Raw genomic sequence first — 15073 nt, forward strand, 5'->3', positions numbered from 1 at the left:
CAGCAGGCGAGACACGCCGGAAGCAGCCATCACGTATATGGCTCTCCTCTGGTTCCCGGTACATGGTAACGTTTAACCTCGGTCGAGTTCGAAAGGGTGCGGTCTCACCAACGGTTATGCGATGACCAGACGGGCGAAAAAGGCGACCTCGCCGCGGAAAGGGCGGGTTGGTGCTACCCTTGCGTCCCCCAGTTTGCAGGGTCGCGCGCAGGACATTGCGCTGATCGATCACCTGATCGAACGGATCGACCAAGGTGGATCCACGCTTGTTATCAGCGGTGAGCCCGGCATCGGAAAATCTGCGCTCCTCGATGTTGCCAGGCACAGAGCCAGTGAACGCGGCTTCTCCGTCTTGAGCATGACCGGCGTCCTCGCCGAAGTCCATTTGCCGTTTGCAGCACTTGAACAGGCCTTGCGTCCGCTGATGAAAGGGGCCGAGGGCCTTGTCCCTCGCCAGCGATCGGCCTTGCTGGCCGCTTTTGGCATGCATGACGACGCGGGGCCGCCCGATATCTTCCTGGTTGCGCTCGCGACGCTGTCTCTTCTGAGCGAAAGGGCGACGCGCGAGCCTCTGCTGCTTGTTGCCGACGATGCCCAATGGCTGGATCAGGCGACCTTTGAGGTGCTGGCCTTCGTCTCGCGCAGACTGAGCTCGGACCCGATCGTTCTCGTGGTCGCCATGCGCGACGACTTCAAGAGTTCGCTTGGCGACGCCTCCACCCTGAGGCTGCGACTTTCAGGGCTTGACGCGGCCGATGCCGAACATCTGCTCGATGCCAATGCGCCGGGCCTTCCCGCGGAGCTGCGCAGCCGCTTCCTTCGGGAGGCCTCGGGCAATCCGCTGGCCCTTGTGGAGCTGCCCCGCGGAGAACGAGCCGCTGGAGATGCGCCGTGGCTTCCGCTGACCGACCGGCTCGAGCGCGCCTTCTCCAGTCGCTTGTCCGACCTCCCGCACATCGCGCAATTGCTGTTGTTCGTGACGGCGGAGAACGACGGGACATCGCTCCACGAAATCCTTTCCGCCGCCGAAGCCGTGTTGGGCGAGCGCGTGGGTATCGCTGCCATCGCGCCCGCGGTCGCCGCGAAGCTCATCGAGATCAACGGGACGGAGGTGAGGTTTCGGCATCCGCTCGTTCGCTCCGCCATGCACCAGGCCGCCGACCCGGCGACCCGCCAAAGGATCCACGCCGCGCTTGCTGCCGTGATTCACGATCAGCTCGACCGCCAATTGTGGCATCGTTCCGCAGCAACGATCGGACCTGACGACGAGCTCGCCGGCGAATACGACCTGATGGCGGCGCGCGCGTTGCGGCGCGGCGCCGTGGCGATGGCGATCGAGGTTCTGGAAAGCGCGGCACGGCTGAGCAGCACGGCGAAGGCGAGAGGCGACCGGCTGTTGCGGGCAGCCGAACTCGCCGCCGATCTGGGGCAGCCGGAGCTCATGGAGCGCCTGCTGCGGCAGGCCGACATCGACGAGACGAACCAGTTGGCGCTGGTCCGGATCGCCTGGTGCCGTGAGATCAGCCAGCCCCCGGCGGTCAACGATCCCGCGAAGATTCTCGCATTGATCGGGTTCGCCGCGAAAGCCCACGCCGCCGGCGCGATCGATCTGGCCGCCAATCTTCTTTGGCGAGCCGCGCAACGCTGCTGGTGGAGCAGCGCAAGCGATGAACTCTGCGCAAGGGTTCACGATGCGGCTGCGCGGCTGGAATTGCCTGACGGGGACCCCCGCCTGATCGCGATATCCGCTTACGTCGAGCCGCTGCGGCGGGGGGCGGACTTGTACCTCAAGCTTCAGGGGCTTGCGGGAACGGCGCACAGCGACCCCACCGTTGCGAGCATCCTCGGCAGCACCGCCAATGTCATCGGGACCTTCGACATCGGCGTGAACTTTCTCGCCGAGTCCAGTGCCGTGCTGCGCATGCAGGGACGGCTCAGCGATCTCGCCCGGGTGCTTTTCGCCCAAGGGTGGGCGGAAATGGAAGTCGGTGACTGGCGGGGCGCGATGAGGGAGGCCGAGGAATCCGCCCGGCTTGCCGAAGAGACCGGCGGGCTTCCGTGGATTGCCGCAGCCACGATCCTGAAAGCCAGGCTCGCAGGAATGCAAGGCAATCTGGAGCAATCCGAAGCGTATGCGGCGCAGGCGGAAGCCCTGGCCCTGTCCATCGGCGCGAGTTTCCTGCTGGCCATGTTGCAGATCGCACGAGGCGTATCCGCAATCGGCGCGGGCCGGCATTGGGAGGCCTTTGAGCATCTGCGACGCCTGTTCACGCCGGCCGATCCCGCTTTCAATTTCGGCCTTCAGTTCTTTGGCCTCGCGGATTTCGTGGAGGCCGCCGTGTCGTCCGGTAATGCGGACGAGGCGAGCCGCGTGCTTGATGAGATCGAGCGCGCCTCGGCTCCGACGCCGGTGCCGTGGGTCGGGACGATGCTGCAATATGGCAAGGCGTTCCTCGCTGCGCCGGAAGACGCCGAGCCGTTCTTCCTGCAAGGTCTTGGACTGCAAGGTCCTGGGCCGGCCGCGAAGAAATGGCCGTTCCTGCGAGCCCGTTTTCTCCTGGCCTATGGCGGATGGCTGCGCCGCCAGCGCAGATCCGCCAATGCGAGGGCTCCGTTGCGCGAGGCACGCGACATGTTCGATGCGCTCGGCGCTTCGCCCTGGAGCGATCGGGCCCGCGAGGAACTGCGAGCGTCGGGCGAAACCAGCCGCCGGCGAACCGAACAGGTGTGGGACACGCTGACCCCGCAGGAGCTTCACATCGCGCAACTCGCCGCCGAAGGTCTCTCGAACAAGGAGATCGGCGCCAGACTGTATCTGTCCCACAGAACTGTCGGGTACCACCTGCACCGGATCTTTTCGAAGGCCGGAATCACCTCGCGGTCCGGGCTACGCCCCGTTCTCGCAAGCATCAGCCGCCCCGCGGACTGATCGCCGTCCCGTCATCGGACTGGTCATTTGACAGAAGCGGCAGCCCCTCCGCGCGGGCTAGCTGTGCGAGTGCGTCTACCCCCAAGCAAAAGTTGACCATGAAACTGTTCTCTTCACTCGCAATCCTCAGCCTCGGAGCAATCCTCATGACCCAAGCCGCCGATGCGGCCCCAGACGCCGGGACCGACCCCCGGATCGATCCCCAGGTTCGCGCCTTCCTGCGCGAGATCAACAAGGATCCGAGCCCGTTCTGGGAGCTGCCCCAGCCCAAGCCGCAGGACATCCTGACGGAGCTTCAGAACAAGACGCCAGTCGACATGTCGGGGGTGAACACGACCGAGCAGACCATCACCCAGGATGGTCAGTCCGTGAAAATCTACATCATGAAGCCCGAGCACGTGACCGGAAAGCCCGGCGTACTGCTGTTCATTCACGGCGGTGTCTGGATCGTCGGCAATTTCCAGAACCATCAGCGTCTGTTGCGCGACCTGGTGGTCGGCTCCGGCCAGATCGGTGTTTTCGTTGAGTACACGTCCCTGCCGAAGGCGCGCTTCCCCACGCAGCTCGACCAGTCCTATGCGGTGCTGAAATGGGTGGCGAGCCACGCCGAAGAGTTCGGCGCGGACGGTAGCCGGATCGCGGTGGCCGGCAATTCGGTTGGCGGCAACATGACCGCGGCATTGTCGCTGATGGCCAAAGACCGCAGCGGACCCAAGATCAGCTATCAGGTCATGATGATCCCGGCGACCGACGCCAGCGTCGACACCGCATCCTACCACGAATATGGCACGGGACGATTTCTCGCCCGCGCCTTCATGAAATACGGCTGGGATCTGTACGCGCCGGACGCGGCGACGCGCAACAACCCCTACGTCTCGCCGCTCCGTGCCAGCCTGCAGCAATTGAAGGGGCTTCCCCCGGCTCTTGTCATCACCGCAGAGAACGATCCGCTGCGCGACGAAGGCGAGGCTTACGCGCGCAAGCTCAAGGAGGCCGGAGTGTCCGTGATCGCGACCCGCTACAACGGGATGATCCACGACTTCGTCCTGCTGAACGGCATCCAGAGCGACCCCGAGCCCAAGGCCGCGATTCGGCAGATCTCGGCGGAGATCAAGGCACATCTCGCGCCTTGATCTAGCCTTGGAAGAGCAGGCGGCGACCTTGTCGCCGCCTGCTGTTTGCCGGCCGATCCCGAATTGATGATTGCGGCGTTTTCGCGCAATGCCCCCGCTGACTGAAAAAGTCCAGCCGGATGGCGTCTGCAGCAATTTGCCAAGTCCAGTTTTGCGATTCTCGTCGGCTCACAGTCTCAAGGCCGACATCACGGCATCGGCTGGTACAGCCAGAATCGTCAATCTTGGTACTTTTTTATAGCCAGGCGCAACGCATCTACTCGCTACGACCATAGATCGGAGCGAGCCCGATCCATCGGGCTTAGCGGGAGTTCCGATCAGTGCAGACAACTCAATCGCCGACACGGAGACAGGAGTTCCACACTGCCTAGCATTTTGTGGAAAGCCGGCGCGTGCGCGCTCCCTCGCATTTCCACCGAAGAGACAAATGACCAAGGAGAAAATCTCATGAAGGCTATCGTTGCAACGGAGCAAGCCGCGGGAACGGCCGGCATGAAGCTGGCACCGGCCCGAGCCACAGGCGGCGATAAACGATGTCGTCGTCCAGGTTCATGCGTCGAGATTTATCCCGACTGAGCTTGCGTGGCCCTCGAGCTGGGCCGATCGCCTTGATCGCGACCGAACGCCGTCGATCCCTGGGCACGAGCTGGCCGGAGTGGTCTCTGCCCTTGGATATGGAACGACGGGGCTGTCGGTGGGACAACGGGTGTTCGGCCTCGCGGACTGGTATCGTGACGGCGCTGGCCGAGTACGTGGCAATCGAGGCGCGCAACCTTGCGCCGTTGCCGGGCGACGTCGACTTTACCGTGGGCGCGAGCCTGCCGATCTCGGGCCTCACCGCGTGGCAAGGGCTGTTCCAGCACGGTCGCCTTCAGGCGGGGCAGAGCGTGCTGGCACACGGGGCGGCAGGCGCAGTCGGGTCTATGGTGACGCAACTCGCACGAGCGGCCGGAGCTTACGTCATCGGCTCCGGACGTGCCGCCGATCGTCAGACAGTGCTCGACCTTGGCGCGAATGAGTTCGTCGACCTCGACAACGACGCACTGGAGGACATCGGCGAAGTCGATCTGGTGTTCGACGTCATCGGTGGTGACATCCAGAAGCGGTCCACCGGACTCATTCGAGCCGGGGGAACACTGGTGTCCATCATCGGGCCGGCGGAGGCGCAGCCTTCCAACGGGCTGGCGATCGACTTCGTCGTCGAGGCTGATCGTGCCCAACTGAGTGAGATCGTCCAGCGGGTGCGGGACGGACGACTGCGGACTAACATCGGCAACGTCTCGACCCTCGACGATGCCGTCGCCGCCTTAAATTCGACCGAGCGACGTAAGGGAAATACGATTATCCGCGTTCGTCCCTGAGCGACGCACGTCCGTTGATGCGCGCAGCCGGTCGGCTCGTCCAGGTCGGCCGGCTGTTGAGAATGTCCCAGGGGCAATGGCCGCCCTCTCAGAGCGGTCGTAAACGTCTGCTTTGGAATGCCCCTCGCGTAGGGGGCATGAACCGTCGCGTCGAATGAGCGAATTCGTTGGAGCGAGGGACTCGCCTCCAAGGTGCAACCGACCTCTGCACATCCCTTGATTTTGCACGATGGCCGTGGTATTGGCGCCGCATGATCAAATCGTCGCGCCACTTCAACCGCAACCACATGACCCGCTTCGGCTGGGCCGTGGGAGGAGTCGCGCGCTAGGAATTCGACGACGACATCTTTTCCACCAGGCCCCGCCGGCATCGGACGGGGCCTTTTGTTTGGCCACGCTCCCTGCCGGCACAACAGCAGGAGCATCCGATGCCACCCCAACAGACGAACATCTCATCCGAGATTGAGCGCGATGCCGCGAGGCTTCGCCTCGACCTCTCCATCGTCTTGAGCCTGCTCAGGCGATATTGGTATGCGTTTCAGGAGCGGCGGCCGCGCCCGCAGGTCGCATTGCAGGACCTGAGTGACAGGGAGCTGACGGATATCGGCTTGACGCGTGCCGAGATCGACTACATCACGCCTGAACGCGCTATCGATACGCTGAGAGATCGCGCCACGGATCTATGGAGGCGGGGCGTGATATAGGTGATCAACCGTCGGAAGCGGAGATACACTTTGCGAACAAGCGGTAGTCAGCACGACTACTTCTTAGGAGTGCACCGCGGGACGAGTTCGGCAACTATCGTGCCATCAACCGAACCGTTCCTCACAGGGAAATGACCGGGCTGCGTCGTTTTCGTCGCATCCCGCTCTGACAGGCGAGGCACCGGGCAAGTCTTCGCGGCCTGTGCACGCCTAAAGCCGTTTGCCTTGCCACTTTTTCCACGGCAATATGCCCGCAAAACAACCATGAGGACGGGATAAGAAATGGCGGCTCCCATCAAGTTCGGCGTTGGCCAAAGCGTGCTGCGCAAGGAGGATGACGCGCTCATCCGCGGCAAGGGCCGCTATACCGACGATTATGCGCCGCAGGCCGCGCTTCGCTGCCTGATGCTGCGCTCGCCGCACGCGCATGCCAAGTACACCATCGATGCGAGCCGGGCTCGCACGCTGCCGGGCGTTGCGCTGATCCTGACCGCCGATGATGTGAAGGATCTCGGCAATCTGCCCTGCCTGTTCAATCTCGAGACCGATCCCTTCACCGGCCCGCCTTACCCGATCCTCGCCAAGGACGAGGTGCGCCATGTCGGCGATTCCATCGCCTTCGTGGTCGCCGAGACCATCGACCAGGCCCGCGACGCGATCGAGGCGATCGAGGTCAAGTGGAGCCCGCTGCCGGCGGTGACCGGCGTCGTCAACGCGGTCAAGAAGGGCGCGCCGCAGGTCTGGCCGGACAAGGCCGGCAACGTGCTGTTCGACGTCTCGATCGGCGACAAGGCGGCGACCGAGGCTGCCTTTGCGAAGGCGCATGCGGTGGCCGAGATCTCCATCGTCAATCCGCGCGTGGTCGCGAGCTTCATGGAGGCGCGCGCGGCGGTTTGCGAATACGACGCCAAGCGCGACCACCTGACGCTGACCGTCGGCAGCCAGGGCAGCCATCGCCTGCGCGACATCCTCTGCCAGAACGTGCTCAACATCCCGACCGAGAAGATGCGGGTGATCTGCCCCGACGTCGGCGGCGGTTTCGGCACCAAGCTGTTTCCGTACCGCGAATACGCCTTGATGGCGGTCGCCGCGCGGCAGCTCAAGAAAGCAGTGAAATGGGCGGCCGACCGCACCGAGCATTTCATGGGCGATGCGCAGGGCCGCGACAACGTCACCACCGCCAAGATGGCGCTGGCCGAGGACGGCAAATTCCTCGCGATGGATTGCGACCTGATGGGCGACATGGGCGCGTATCTGTCGACCTTCGGCCCCTACATTCCGCATGGCGGCGCCGGCATGCTGCCGGGCCTCTACGACATCCAGGCCTTCCACTGCCGGGTGCGCACCATCTTCACCAACAGCGTGCCGGTCGATGCCTATCGCGGCGCGGGCCGCCCCGAGGCCGCTTACGTCATCGAACGCCTCGTGGACGCCTGTGCGCGAAAACTCGACATGACGCCGGACGCCATCCGCCGCAAGAATTTCATTCCGCCGAAGGCGCTGCCCTACAAGACGGCCACGGGCAAGGTCTATGATTCCGGCGATTTCGCCGCGCATCTCAAGCGCGCGATGGAGATCGGCGAGTGGAAGGAATTTCCGAAGCGCGCCAAGGCAGCCAAGAAGAATGGCCTGATCCGCGGCATTGGCCTTGCGAGCTATGTCGAGATCTGCGGCGTGATGGGCGAGGAGACCGCCAATGTGCGGCTCGATCCCAGCGGCGACGTCACCGTCCTGATCGGCACACAGTCGAGCGGGCAGGGCCACCAGACGGCTTATGCGCAGATCGTCGCCGAGCAGTTCGGCCTGCCGCCGGAGCGCGTGCACGTGCGCCAGGGCGACACCGACGAGATCGCCACGGGGCTCGGCACCGGCGGCTCGGCCTCGATCCCGTCAGGAGGCGTCAGCGTCGAGCGCGCCACGCGCGAGCTTGGGCAGAAGCTGAAGGAGATCGCGGCGCAGGCGATGGAAGCCAGTGCCGGCGACCTCGAGCTCTCCGACGGCGTCGTGCGGATCGCCGGCACCGACCGTTCGATGTCGTTCGCCGATCTCGCCAAGCGCGGGAGCGCCGATCCATCGAAGCTTAACGGCAGCGCGACCTTTGCCAGCGCCGACGGCACCTATCCGAACGGCACGCATCTGGCGGAAGTCGAGATCGATCCGGCCACCGGCATCATCAAGATCGTCAACTACGTGATCGTCGACGATTTCGGCAAGACGCTCAATCCGCTGCTTTTGGCGGGCCAGGTGCATGGCGGCGCCATGCAGGGTATCGGCCAGGCGCTGATGGAGCAGGTGGTCTACGGCGCCACTGACGGGCAACTGATCACCGCGACCTTCATGGACTACGCGCTGCCGCGCGCGGCTGATGGTCCGGACTTCGTATTCGAGACCAGCAACGTTCCCTGCACGACCAATCCGCTGGGCGTGAAGGGGGCGGGCGAGGCCGGCGCGATCGGCTCCTGTCCGGCCGTCGTCAACGCCATCGTCGACGGGCTCTGGCGCGAATACAAGATCGACCACATCGACATGCCGGCCACCCCGGAGCGGGTGTGGATCGCCGTCAACGAGCACCACCGCCGTCACAGCCTTTAATCTCGAGCTCGACCAAATAATCCATAGTGCGACGATCTATCGCCGCGCTTTGGATGGAATGAACTCTGCCAATCGGTGTTGGCCCAATGTGGGGTCAGCACGATCCTGTCTCAGGGAAAGGGATTTTGCGAATGAAGCGAGTGTTGGTTGTTGGGGGCGCGCTGCTGCTCGGCATGGGCGCGGTTTGGGCGCAGCAGGACTCCGTCAAGGAGGTCCAGACCCTCATGAAGGGCAACGGCAAGAACGCCGGCGCGGTTGCGGCGATCGTCAAGGGCGAGAAGCCTTACGACCAGGCCACGGTAGACAGCGCGCTGGCGCAGTTCGCGGATACGGCCAAGAAGCTGCCAAACCTGTTCCCGGCGAGCGCAAAGGGCCAGAAGCCCGAGGGCGACTACAGCGCCTCGCCGAAGATCTGGGAGGACAAGGCCGGCTTCGACGCCAAGATCGCAAGCTTCGCCAAGGTCGTCGGCGAGGCCAAGGGCAAGATCAAGGACCTCGATTCGCTCAAGGCGACTTTTCCCGCGGTCGGCAAGGAATGCGGCGGCTGCCACGAGACCTTTCGTGTGAAGAACAGCTGACGCGGAGTCGGCAAAAAGTGAGGGCGGATGCGCACGGCATCCGCCCTTTTTGCGTTGTGCGCGGGCGCCTCGGTTGACTCGTACGCCTTTTCGGTCGGACGCGCATCTGGGCGGATCGAAGGCGAGCGTATTGCTCAGCCGGCTCCCGATGCTTTTCGAGCGGCAGGCTTGCGAGTCTCTTTTTCGAGTAACCACCCCAAAGCCTTCGCTGGGTTCAACCAGCGCACCTCATCGATCTGTTCGGCGAGCGTCAGCGCATGAACGGTCAGTACCTCAATGTCCTGAGGATCGACGTCCGCCTTTTCCAGCACGTGTATGCACCGGTTGATCGCCGCCAGATCGAGCTGAAGTTGCTCGACACTTGAGTGGTGATGTTTGGCCCCCGCGACTTTCCATGGTCTCCTTGCGCGCACTTTTTTCTCCTCATACGCGGTCACGCCTTCGTGAGTGCAGTTTGTGGCGGCAACACGAAAATGGATGGACGGAATCGGGGATGTTTGCGGGCGGCCCGTCAAAGGTAGGGCAGCAGCGGGGGAGGCTTGGACCATTGCGTTGAGGTGCCTCGGTTACCGAGGCATCGATTCGTCGAACCACACCAAAGGCAAAATTTGTTTGCGAGGCCTGGCTGATCGCTGTCGGGGCGCCACGTATGAGCTTATCTTCAACCGCAGCCGCTGCGACGTTGACGAGAGTTGTTGGATGCAGGCGCATCCGAGTCGTGTGCTTCGATCGCAGAGTTCCAATTCGCGGCGAGAATCTGAATCAAAACAGCGAGGCAGGCCATGGTCAAACCGTTCCCGTCGAAGACGCACATCGGCAACCATATGCTGCATCCTGAAACGCTGATGCTGACCTATGGCTATGATCCGCAATTGTCGGAAGGCGCCATCAAGCCGCCGGTGTTCCTGACGTCCACCTTCGTGTTCAAGACGGCCGACGACGGGCAGGACTTCTTCGATTTCGTCGCCGGCCGGCGCGAGCCGCCGGAAGGGATGGGCGCGGGGCTGGTCTATTCGCGCTTCAATCACCCCAACAGCGAAATCGTCGAGGACAGGCTCGCGATCTACGAGCGCACCGAGAGCTGCGCGCTGTTCTCATCCGGCATGGCGGCGATTGCAACCACGATCCTGGCGTTCGTCCGCCCCGGCGATGTCATCCTGCACTCCCAGCCGCTCTATGGCGGGACGGAAACCCTGCTGACGAACACGCTTGCGCGCCTGTCGATCGGCGCCGTCGGCTTCGCCGATGGCGTTGATGAAGCGGCGGTCAGCCAGGCCTCGGAGGAGGCCATGCGCAAGGGCCGGGTCTCGATGATTCTGATCGAAACTCCGGCCAACCCGACCAACGGGCTGGTCGACGTCGCGATGATGCGCCGTGTCGCCGAAGCCATCGGAAAGACCCAGGGGCACATTCCAATCATCGCCTGCGACAATACGCTGCTCGGTCCGGTGTTTCAGCGGCCGATCGAGCATGGTGCGGACATTTCCCTGTACTCGCTTACGAAATATGTCGGCGGTCATTCGGACCTGATCGCGGGTGCCGCGCTCGGCGCGAAGGCGATCGTGAAGGGCATCAAAGCGCTCCGCGGCGCGATCGGCACCCAGCTCGATCCGCATTCCTGCTGGATGATCAACCGCTCGCTCGAGACGCTGAGCCTGCGCATGGAGAAGGCGGACAGCAACGCGCGCCTCGTGGCGGACTATTTGCGCGATCACCCCAAGGTGGCCAAGGTTCACTATCTCGGCCATCTCGAGAAGGCTTCGCCGGCCGGAATGGTGTTTGCGCGGCAATGCCTGGGGGCGGGCTCCACCTTCTCGTTCGACATCGTCGGCGGCAAGGACGCGGCGGTGAAATTCCTCAACGCGCTGCAAATCCTCAAGCTGGCGGTGAGTCTTGGCGGAACGGAGTCGCTTGCGAGCCTGCCTGCAACCATGACCCATTCCGGCGTTCCCGCCGACATCCGCCGCAAAATCGGTGTGCTTGATTCCACGATCCGGCTGTCGATCGGCATCGAAAACCCGTCGGACCTGATCGCGGACCTCACACAGGCGCTGAACGCGGCTTGAGGGCGTAGCCCCGACATTGCCGAAGCGTCCCCAAGCAACGCAATGAGGTCGGCCATGCCGCCGCTCGCGCGAGCCAAGGTGCCAAGCCGTTGGTCAGGCTGGTGTCCCCTGGCAGGCCGAATGGCTCCGGACTTACGCTCCGCGCGAATGGCTCACGATGTCTCGCGGGTCGATATCGCGGCTGGAGGCAACGTAGTCGATCTCGCCGCGCGTCGTGCCGATGTCCATCAACTCCCGGTCACTCAAGCCGGACAACGTGCCGCGCACTCTCTGGCGATCGCGACGTGCCTGAAAGACATCCCAGTACTTCCAGATCAGGCCGCGGACATGCCGGGACGATATGGACGCCCGTTCCGGCCACATTGTACCTTGGATCAGGGTCATTGCAGTGCCTTCGGAGGGTGTTTTTCACCCCGAGAAGGTGCCCGAAGACCGACGCGCGTGCTTGACCGACAGCTTACATTTTTCCTACCGGCAGCTTATTCTTGCGACGTCCAGCGGGCCAAAAAGCCCACCCCGGTCGCCCCGGAGGGCTCACCCAAGAGATTCGCACCGTGCGCTATCTCTTTGAGGAGTATGCATTCGACGCCGGTCGGCGAGAGCTGCATCGCGGAGCGGATCGGATCTCAGTTACGCCACTGGTGTTCGATCTCCTCGATTACCTGATCCGCAACAGGGAGCGCGTCGTAGGCAAGGATGAACTCATCGATGCCATTTGGCAGGGGCGCTGCGTGTCCGATGCCGCGCTGACGACCCGCCTCAACAGTGCGCGATGCGCGATCGGGGATTCTGGCGAAGAGCAGCGGCTGATAAGAACCCTGCCACGCAGGGGCTTCCGCTTCGTGGGTCAGGTCCGGGAAACGCTTGCCGCCGAGGGCGCAGCGGCCGCCGACGGCGGAGCCGAGACGCCGAAACCTGCGCTCTCGCTCCCCGACAAACCCTCGATCGCGGTCCTTCCATTCGCCAACCTGTGCCCGGATCCGGAGCAGGACTATTTTGCCGACGGTATGGTCGAGGACATCATTTCGGGACTGTCGCGTTCGAAGTCTCTTTTCGTCATCGCGCGACATTCGACTCTGGCCTACAAGGGCAGGGCGATCGACGTCAAACAGATCGGTCAGGAGTTGGGCGTTCGCTACGTGCTCGAAGGCAGTGTGCGCAAGGCCGGCAATCGAGTCCGAATTGCCGGTCAGTTGATCGACGCGACGACCGGCCTGAATCTCTGGACGGACCGGTTTGACAGTGAGATCGAAGATCTTTTCGACCTGCAGGATCGGCTGACGAGCAGCGTCATCGGCGCAATCTCCCCGCGACTGGAGCGCGCCGAAATCGAGCGCGCCCAACGCCAGCCGACCGACAACCTTCAGGCTTACGACTATTATCTTCGGGCATTTGCCTCCTTCTTCAAATTCACCGAGGAAGCAAGCATCGAGGCTATCGAGCTCGCAAAAACTGCCCGCGAGATCGATCCCGAATTCGCGCGTGCATACGCGCTCGGCGCCCGTTGCTATGTCCTGAGGAATGTTTTCGACTGGATCACTGATGAAGCCCAAGAACACAGTGAAGCCGCGCGGCTGGCGAGGCGGGCGGTCGAGCTTGACCCGAACGATCCGTCGGTGCTTGCGATGGCCGGACACGCGCTCTCCCAGGTGGCAGGCGAGGTCGAGGAAGGCGATGCTCTTCTCGTGCGCGCGATAAAGCTGGACCCAAACCTCGTCATCGCACGACATTGGAACGGTTGGAGCCAACTCTGGCTTGGTCGTGGTGACGCCGCAATCGAGCAGTTCAACACCGCATTGCGTTTGAACCCGCTTCATCCGCATGGGGGCGCCAATGCCCAGACGGGCTTGGCTTACGCTCATTTTCTTGCTGACCGTCATGATGACGCCTTGGCTTGCGCGGCAGCCGCCATCAGGCTGATACCGATCTTTCCGCCTGCGCAATTCATTCTGGCGGCATGCCATGCGGCGTCAGACCGGGTTGGGGGCCCGGCGGATTTGCGACCGTGCGATGCAACTATGTCCCAATAAGCGTATCGATGCCTACACACGGCGATACCGCCGACGGGAAGATGTCGAAAAGCTGACGCAAGCGCTCCGGGTTGCCGGCATGCCGGAATGAGCGTGCGCGGCCGCCTCGCGGCGTGCGGAATCGAAAAGGCCGGACGCTCCCTCCGGCGCCCGGCCTTCGCGTACGAAGCAGCCTTGAGGTTACTTCGTCACCTGGCCGCGGATCTCGCCGCCCGGATTGGCCGCGGTGTGGATGTTGACGTAGAGCTTGCCGGCGAGCAGGTCAGCGGCCTGCGCATCGGTCAGCGTCGCCGAGCCCTCGACCGGGCTGGAGGTCGCATTCGGGATCGCGACCGCGACGCCGGCGTTCTTGCCGGCCTCGGCCGGCCCGTGGAAGTGGGCGGCTGTTGCCGGGCCGGACAGACCGGAATAGGTGACCTTCCAGGACAGCTTCTTGCTGGCGGCATCATAGTCCAGATCGGCGGTTCCGGTGCCGCTGGTGGTGGTTGCTGGCACCTCGGACTTGCCGTCGAGCGTTGCTTTCAGCTTTTCGGCGCCGGCGGGGGCTGCAAAAGCTGCGGCGCCCAGCGCGACCATGGCGATGACGGTCTTGTTCATGACATTCTCCCTGAGACCTCGTTGGCCTGCCAACCTTCCAACATTGGCCGTTTCAGTTTATTCCCGTATCCGGCCGGGGCGGGCTAAATTCTTCGTGGCTGGAGCCGCGTGGACATCGGTCATAAGTTCGCGGCAAGCAATGAATGGATCTGCATGTTGCAACGAACAATTGTCGTGGCGCTGCTTGCCGCGGTCGCTGCTGTGGGCGTCTATTGGTGGCTCAGCGCGCCGGTGGTGGCGGCCGGTGCCGCCGCAGCGCCTACCCATGTCCCCAATCTCGCCAATGGCGAGGTGATGTTCAACGCCGGCGGATGCACGTCCTGCCATGCCGTCCCCGACCAGCCCGATCGCACCAGGCTCGGCGGCGGCGTCGCGATCAAGTCGCCGTTCGGAACGTTCTACGCGCCGAACATCTCCTCCGATCCGACCTACGGCATCGGCAAATGGACCGACGCCGATTTCGTCAACGCGGTCATGCATGGGGTCTCGCCGGACGGACAGCATTATTTCCCGGCCTTTCCCTACACGTCCTATCAGCACGCCAGGCGCGAGGACGTGCTCGACCTCTTCGCCTATCTGAAAACGTTGCCGCCCGTTGCAGGCAAGGTGCGTGACCACGACGTGCGCTTTCCGTTCGACATCCGGCGTAACATCGGGATCTGGAAATTCTTGTTTATGGACGGAAAGCCCTTCGTCGCCGACGGCACGAAGTCGCCGCAATGGAATCGCGGCGCCTATCTCGTCAACAGTTTCGGCCATTGCGCCGAATGCCACAGCCCGCGCAATGCGCTTGGCGGCATTATCTCCGGAGAACGCTTTGCCGGCGGCCCCAATCCGGAAGGCGAGGGCTGGGTGCCCAACATCACACAGAAGCGTCTCGGCGAGTGGAGCGCGAAGGATATTGCCTATTTCCTCAAGACCGGCGAATTGCCCGACGGCGACAGTGTCGGCAGCGCGATGACGCGCGTGATCAAGAACACCTCGCAATTGCCGGACGAGGATCTCGCGGCGATGGCGGATTACATCAAATCGCTGCCGCCGGTGGACGGGCCGCCGCGGCCGAAACGCAAGGAAGGCAGCTAG

Annotated in this window: 11 protein-coding genes and 1 pseudogene; 9 read left to right on the forward strand and 3 right to left on the reverse strand. The window is 63.4% G+C overall.

Annotated elements, in window-relative coordinates; translation table 11 throughout:
- The first annotated feature begins 121 nt into the window (after positions 1–121).
- The 6 genes and pseudogenes from AB7531_RS14405 (at position 122) to AB7531_RS14430 (ending at position 9297) form a co-directional block, all read left to right on the forward strand.
- A complete protein-coding gene (locus tag AB7531_RS14405) occupies positions 122–2929 on the forward strand; it encodes a helix-turn-helix transcriptional regulator (protein WP_436855419.1) in 2808 nt (935 codons plus the stop codon).
- Positions 2930–3075: 146 nt separating this feature from the next.
- Positions 3076–4062 (forward strand): alpha/beta hydrolase, encoded by a 987-nt coding sequence (locus tag AB7531_RS14410; RefSeq protein ID WP_231142355.1) that lies wholly within the window; start codon positions 3076–3078, stop codon positions 4060–4062.
- Between the two features lie 447 nt (positions 4063–4509).
- Positions 4510–5423: pseudogene (locus AB7531_RS14415) on the forward strand (NADP-dependent oxidoreductase).
- A 428-nt stretch (positions 5424–5851) separates the two neighbouring features.
- Positions 5852–6127 carry a DUF1127 domain-containing protein gene (locus tag AB7531_RS14420; RefSeq protein WP_063982213.1) on the forward strand — a complete coding sequence of 92 codons (276 nt, stop codon included), beginning with the start codon at positions 5852–5854 and terminating at the stop codon, positions 6125–6127.
- A 282-nt stretch (positions 6128–6409) separates the two neighbouring features.
- On the forward strand, positions 6410–8719 hold the full coding sequence (locus AB7531_RS14425) for a xanthine dehydrogenase family protein molybdopterin-binding subunit (protein ID WP_063982214.1): 2310 nt from the start codon (positions 6410–6412) through the stop codon (positions 8717–8719).
- Positions 8720–8850: 131 nt separating this feature from the next.
- Positions 8851–9297 (forward strand): c-type cytochrome, encoded by a 447-nt coding sequence (locus tag AB7531_RS14430; protein ID WP_028153044.1) that lies wholly within the window; start codon positions 8851–8853, stop codon positions 9295–9297.
- Positions 9298–9431: 134 nt separating this feature from the next.
- On the opposite strand, the gene AB7531_RS14435 is transcribed toward AB7531_RS14430, so the two are convergent.
- Complete coding sequence (locus tag AB7531_RS14435) at positions 9432–9734, reverse strand: hypothetical protein (RefSeq protein ID WP_441279975.1); 303 nt, start codon at positions 9732–9734, stop codon at positions 9432–9434.
- Positions 9735–10079: 345 nt separating this feature from the next.
- Here AB7531_RS14435 and AB7531_RS14440 point away from each other — a divergent pair, with 345 nt between their 5' ends.
- On the forward strand, positions 10080–11363 hold the full coding sequence (locus AB7531_RS14440; protein WP_063982215.1) for a cystathionine gamma-synthase family protein: 1284 nt from the start codon (positions 10080–10082) through the stop codon (positions 11361–11363).
- Positions 11364–11495: 132 nt separating this feature from the next.
- On the opposite strand, the gene AB7531_RS14445 is transcribed toward AB7531_RS14440, so the two are convergent.
- The gene (locus tag AB7531_RS14445; protein ID WP_063982216.1) at positions 11496–11747 is read right to left on the reverse strand and encodes a DUF1127 domain-containing protein; all 252 of its coding nucleotides are present in this window, start codon (positions 11745–11747) and stop codon (positions 11496–11498) included.
- Between the two features lie 170 nt (positions 11748–11917).
- Here AB7531_RS14445 and AB7531_RS14450 point away from each other — a divergent pair, with 170 nt between their 5' ends.
- The gene (locus AB7531_RS14450; RefSeq protein WP_436855413.1) at positions 11918–13393 is read left to right on the forward strand and encodes a winged helix-turn-helix domain-containing tetratricopeptide repeat protein; all 1476 of its coding nucleotides are present in this window, start codon (positions 11918–11920) and stop codon (positions 13391–13393) included.
- Positions 13394–13573: 180 nt separating this feature from the next.
- Here the strand turns inward: AB7531_RS14450 and AB7531_RS14455 are convergent, their stop codons facing one another.
- Positions 13574–13990: a CHRD domain-containing protein gene (locus AB7531_RS14455; protein ID WP_014493929.1), complete on the reverse strand. Its 417-nt coding sequence runs from the start codon at positions 13988–13990 to the stop codon at positions 13574–13576.
- 153 nt (positions 13991–14143) lie between these two features.
- Here AB7531_RS14455 and AB7531_RS14460 point away from each other — a divergent pair, with 153 nt between their 5' ends.
- Positions 14144–15073 (forward strand): c-type cytochrome, encoded by a 930-nt coding sequence (locus tag AB7531_RS14460; RefSeq protein WP_063986235.1) that lies wholly within the window; start codon positions 14144–14146, stop codon positions 15071–15073.

Origin of the sequence: Bradyrhizobium sp. 63_E2_N1_3, assembly GCF_052076005.1 — a bacterium.
In the GTDB taxonomy this organism is placed as follows: domain Bacteria; phylum Pseudomonadota; class Alphaproteobacteria; order Rhizobiales; family Xanthobacteraceae; genus Bradyrhizobium; species Bradyrhizobium barranii.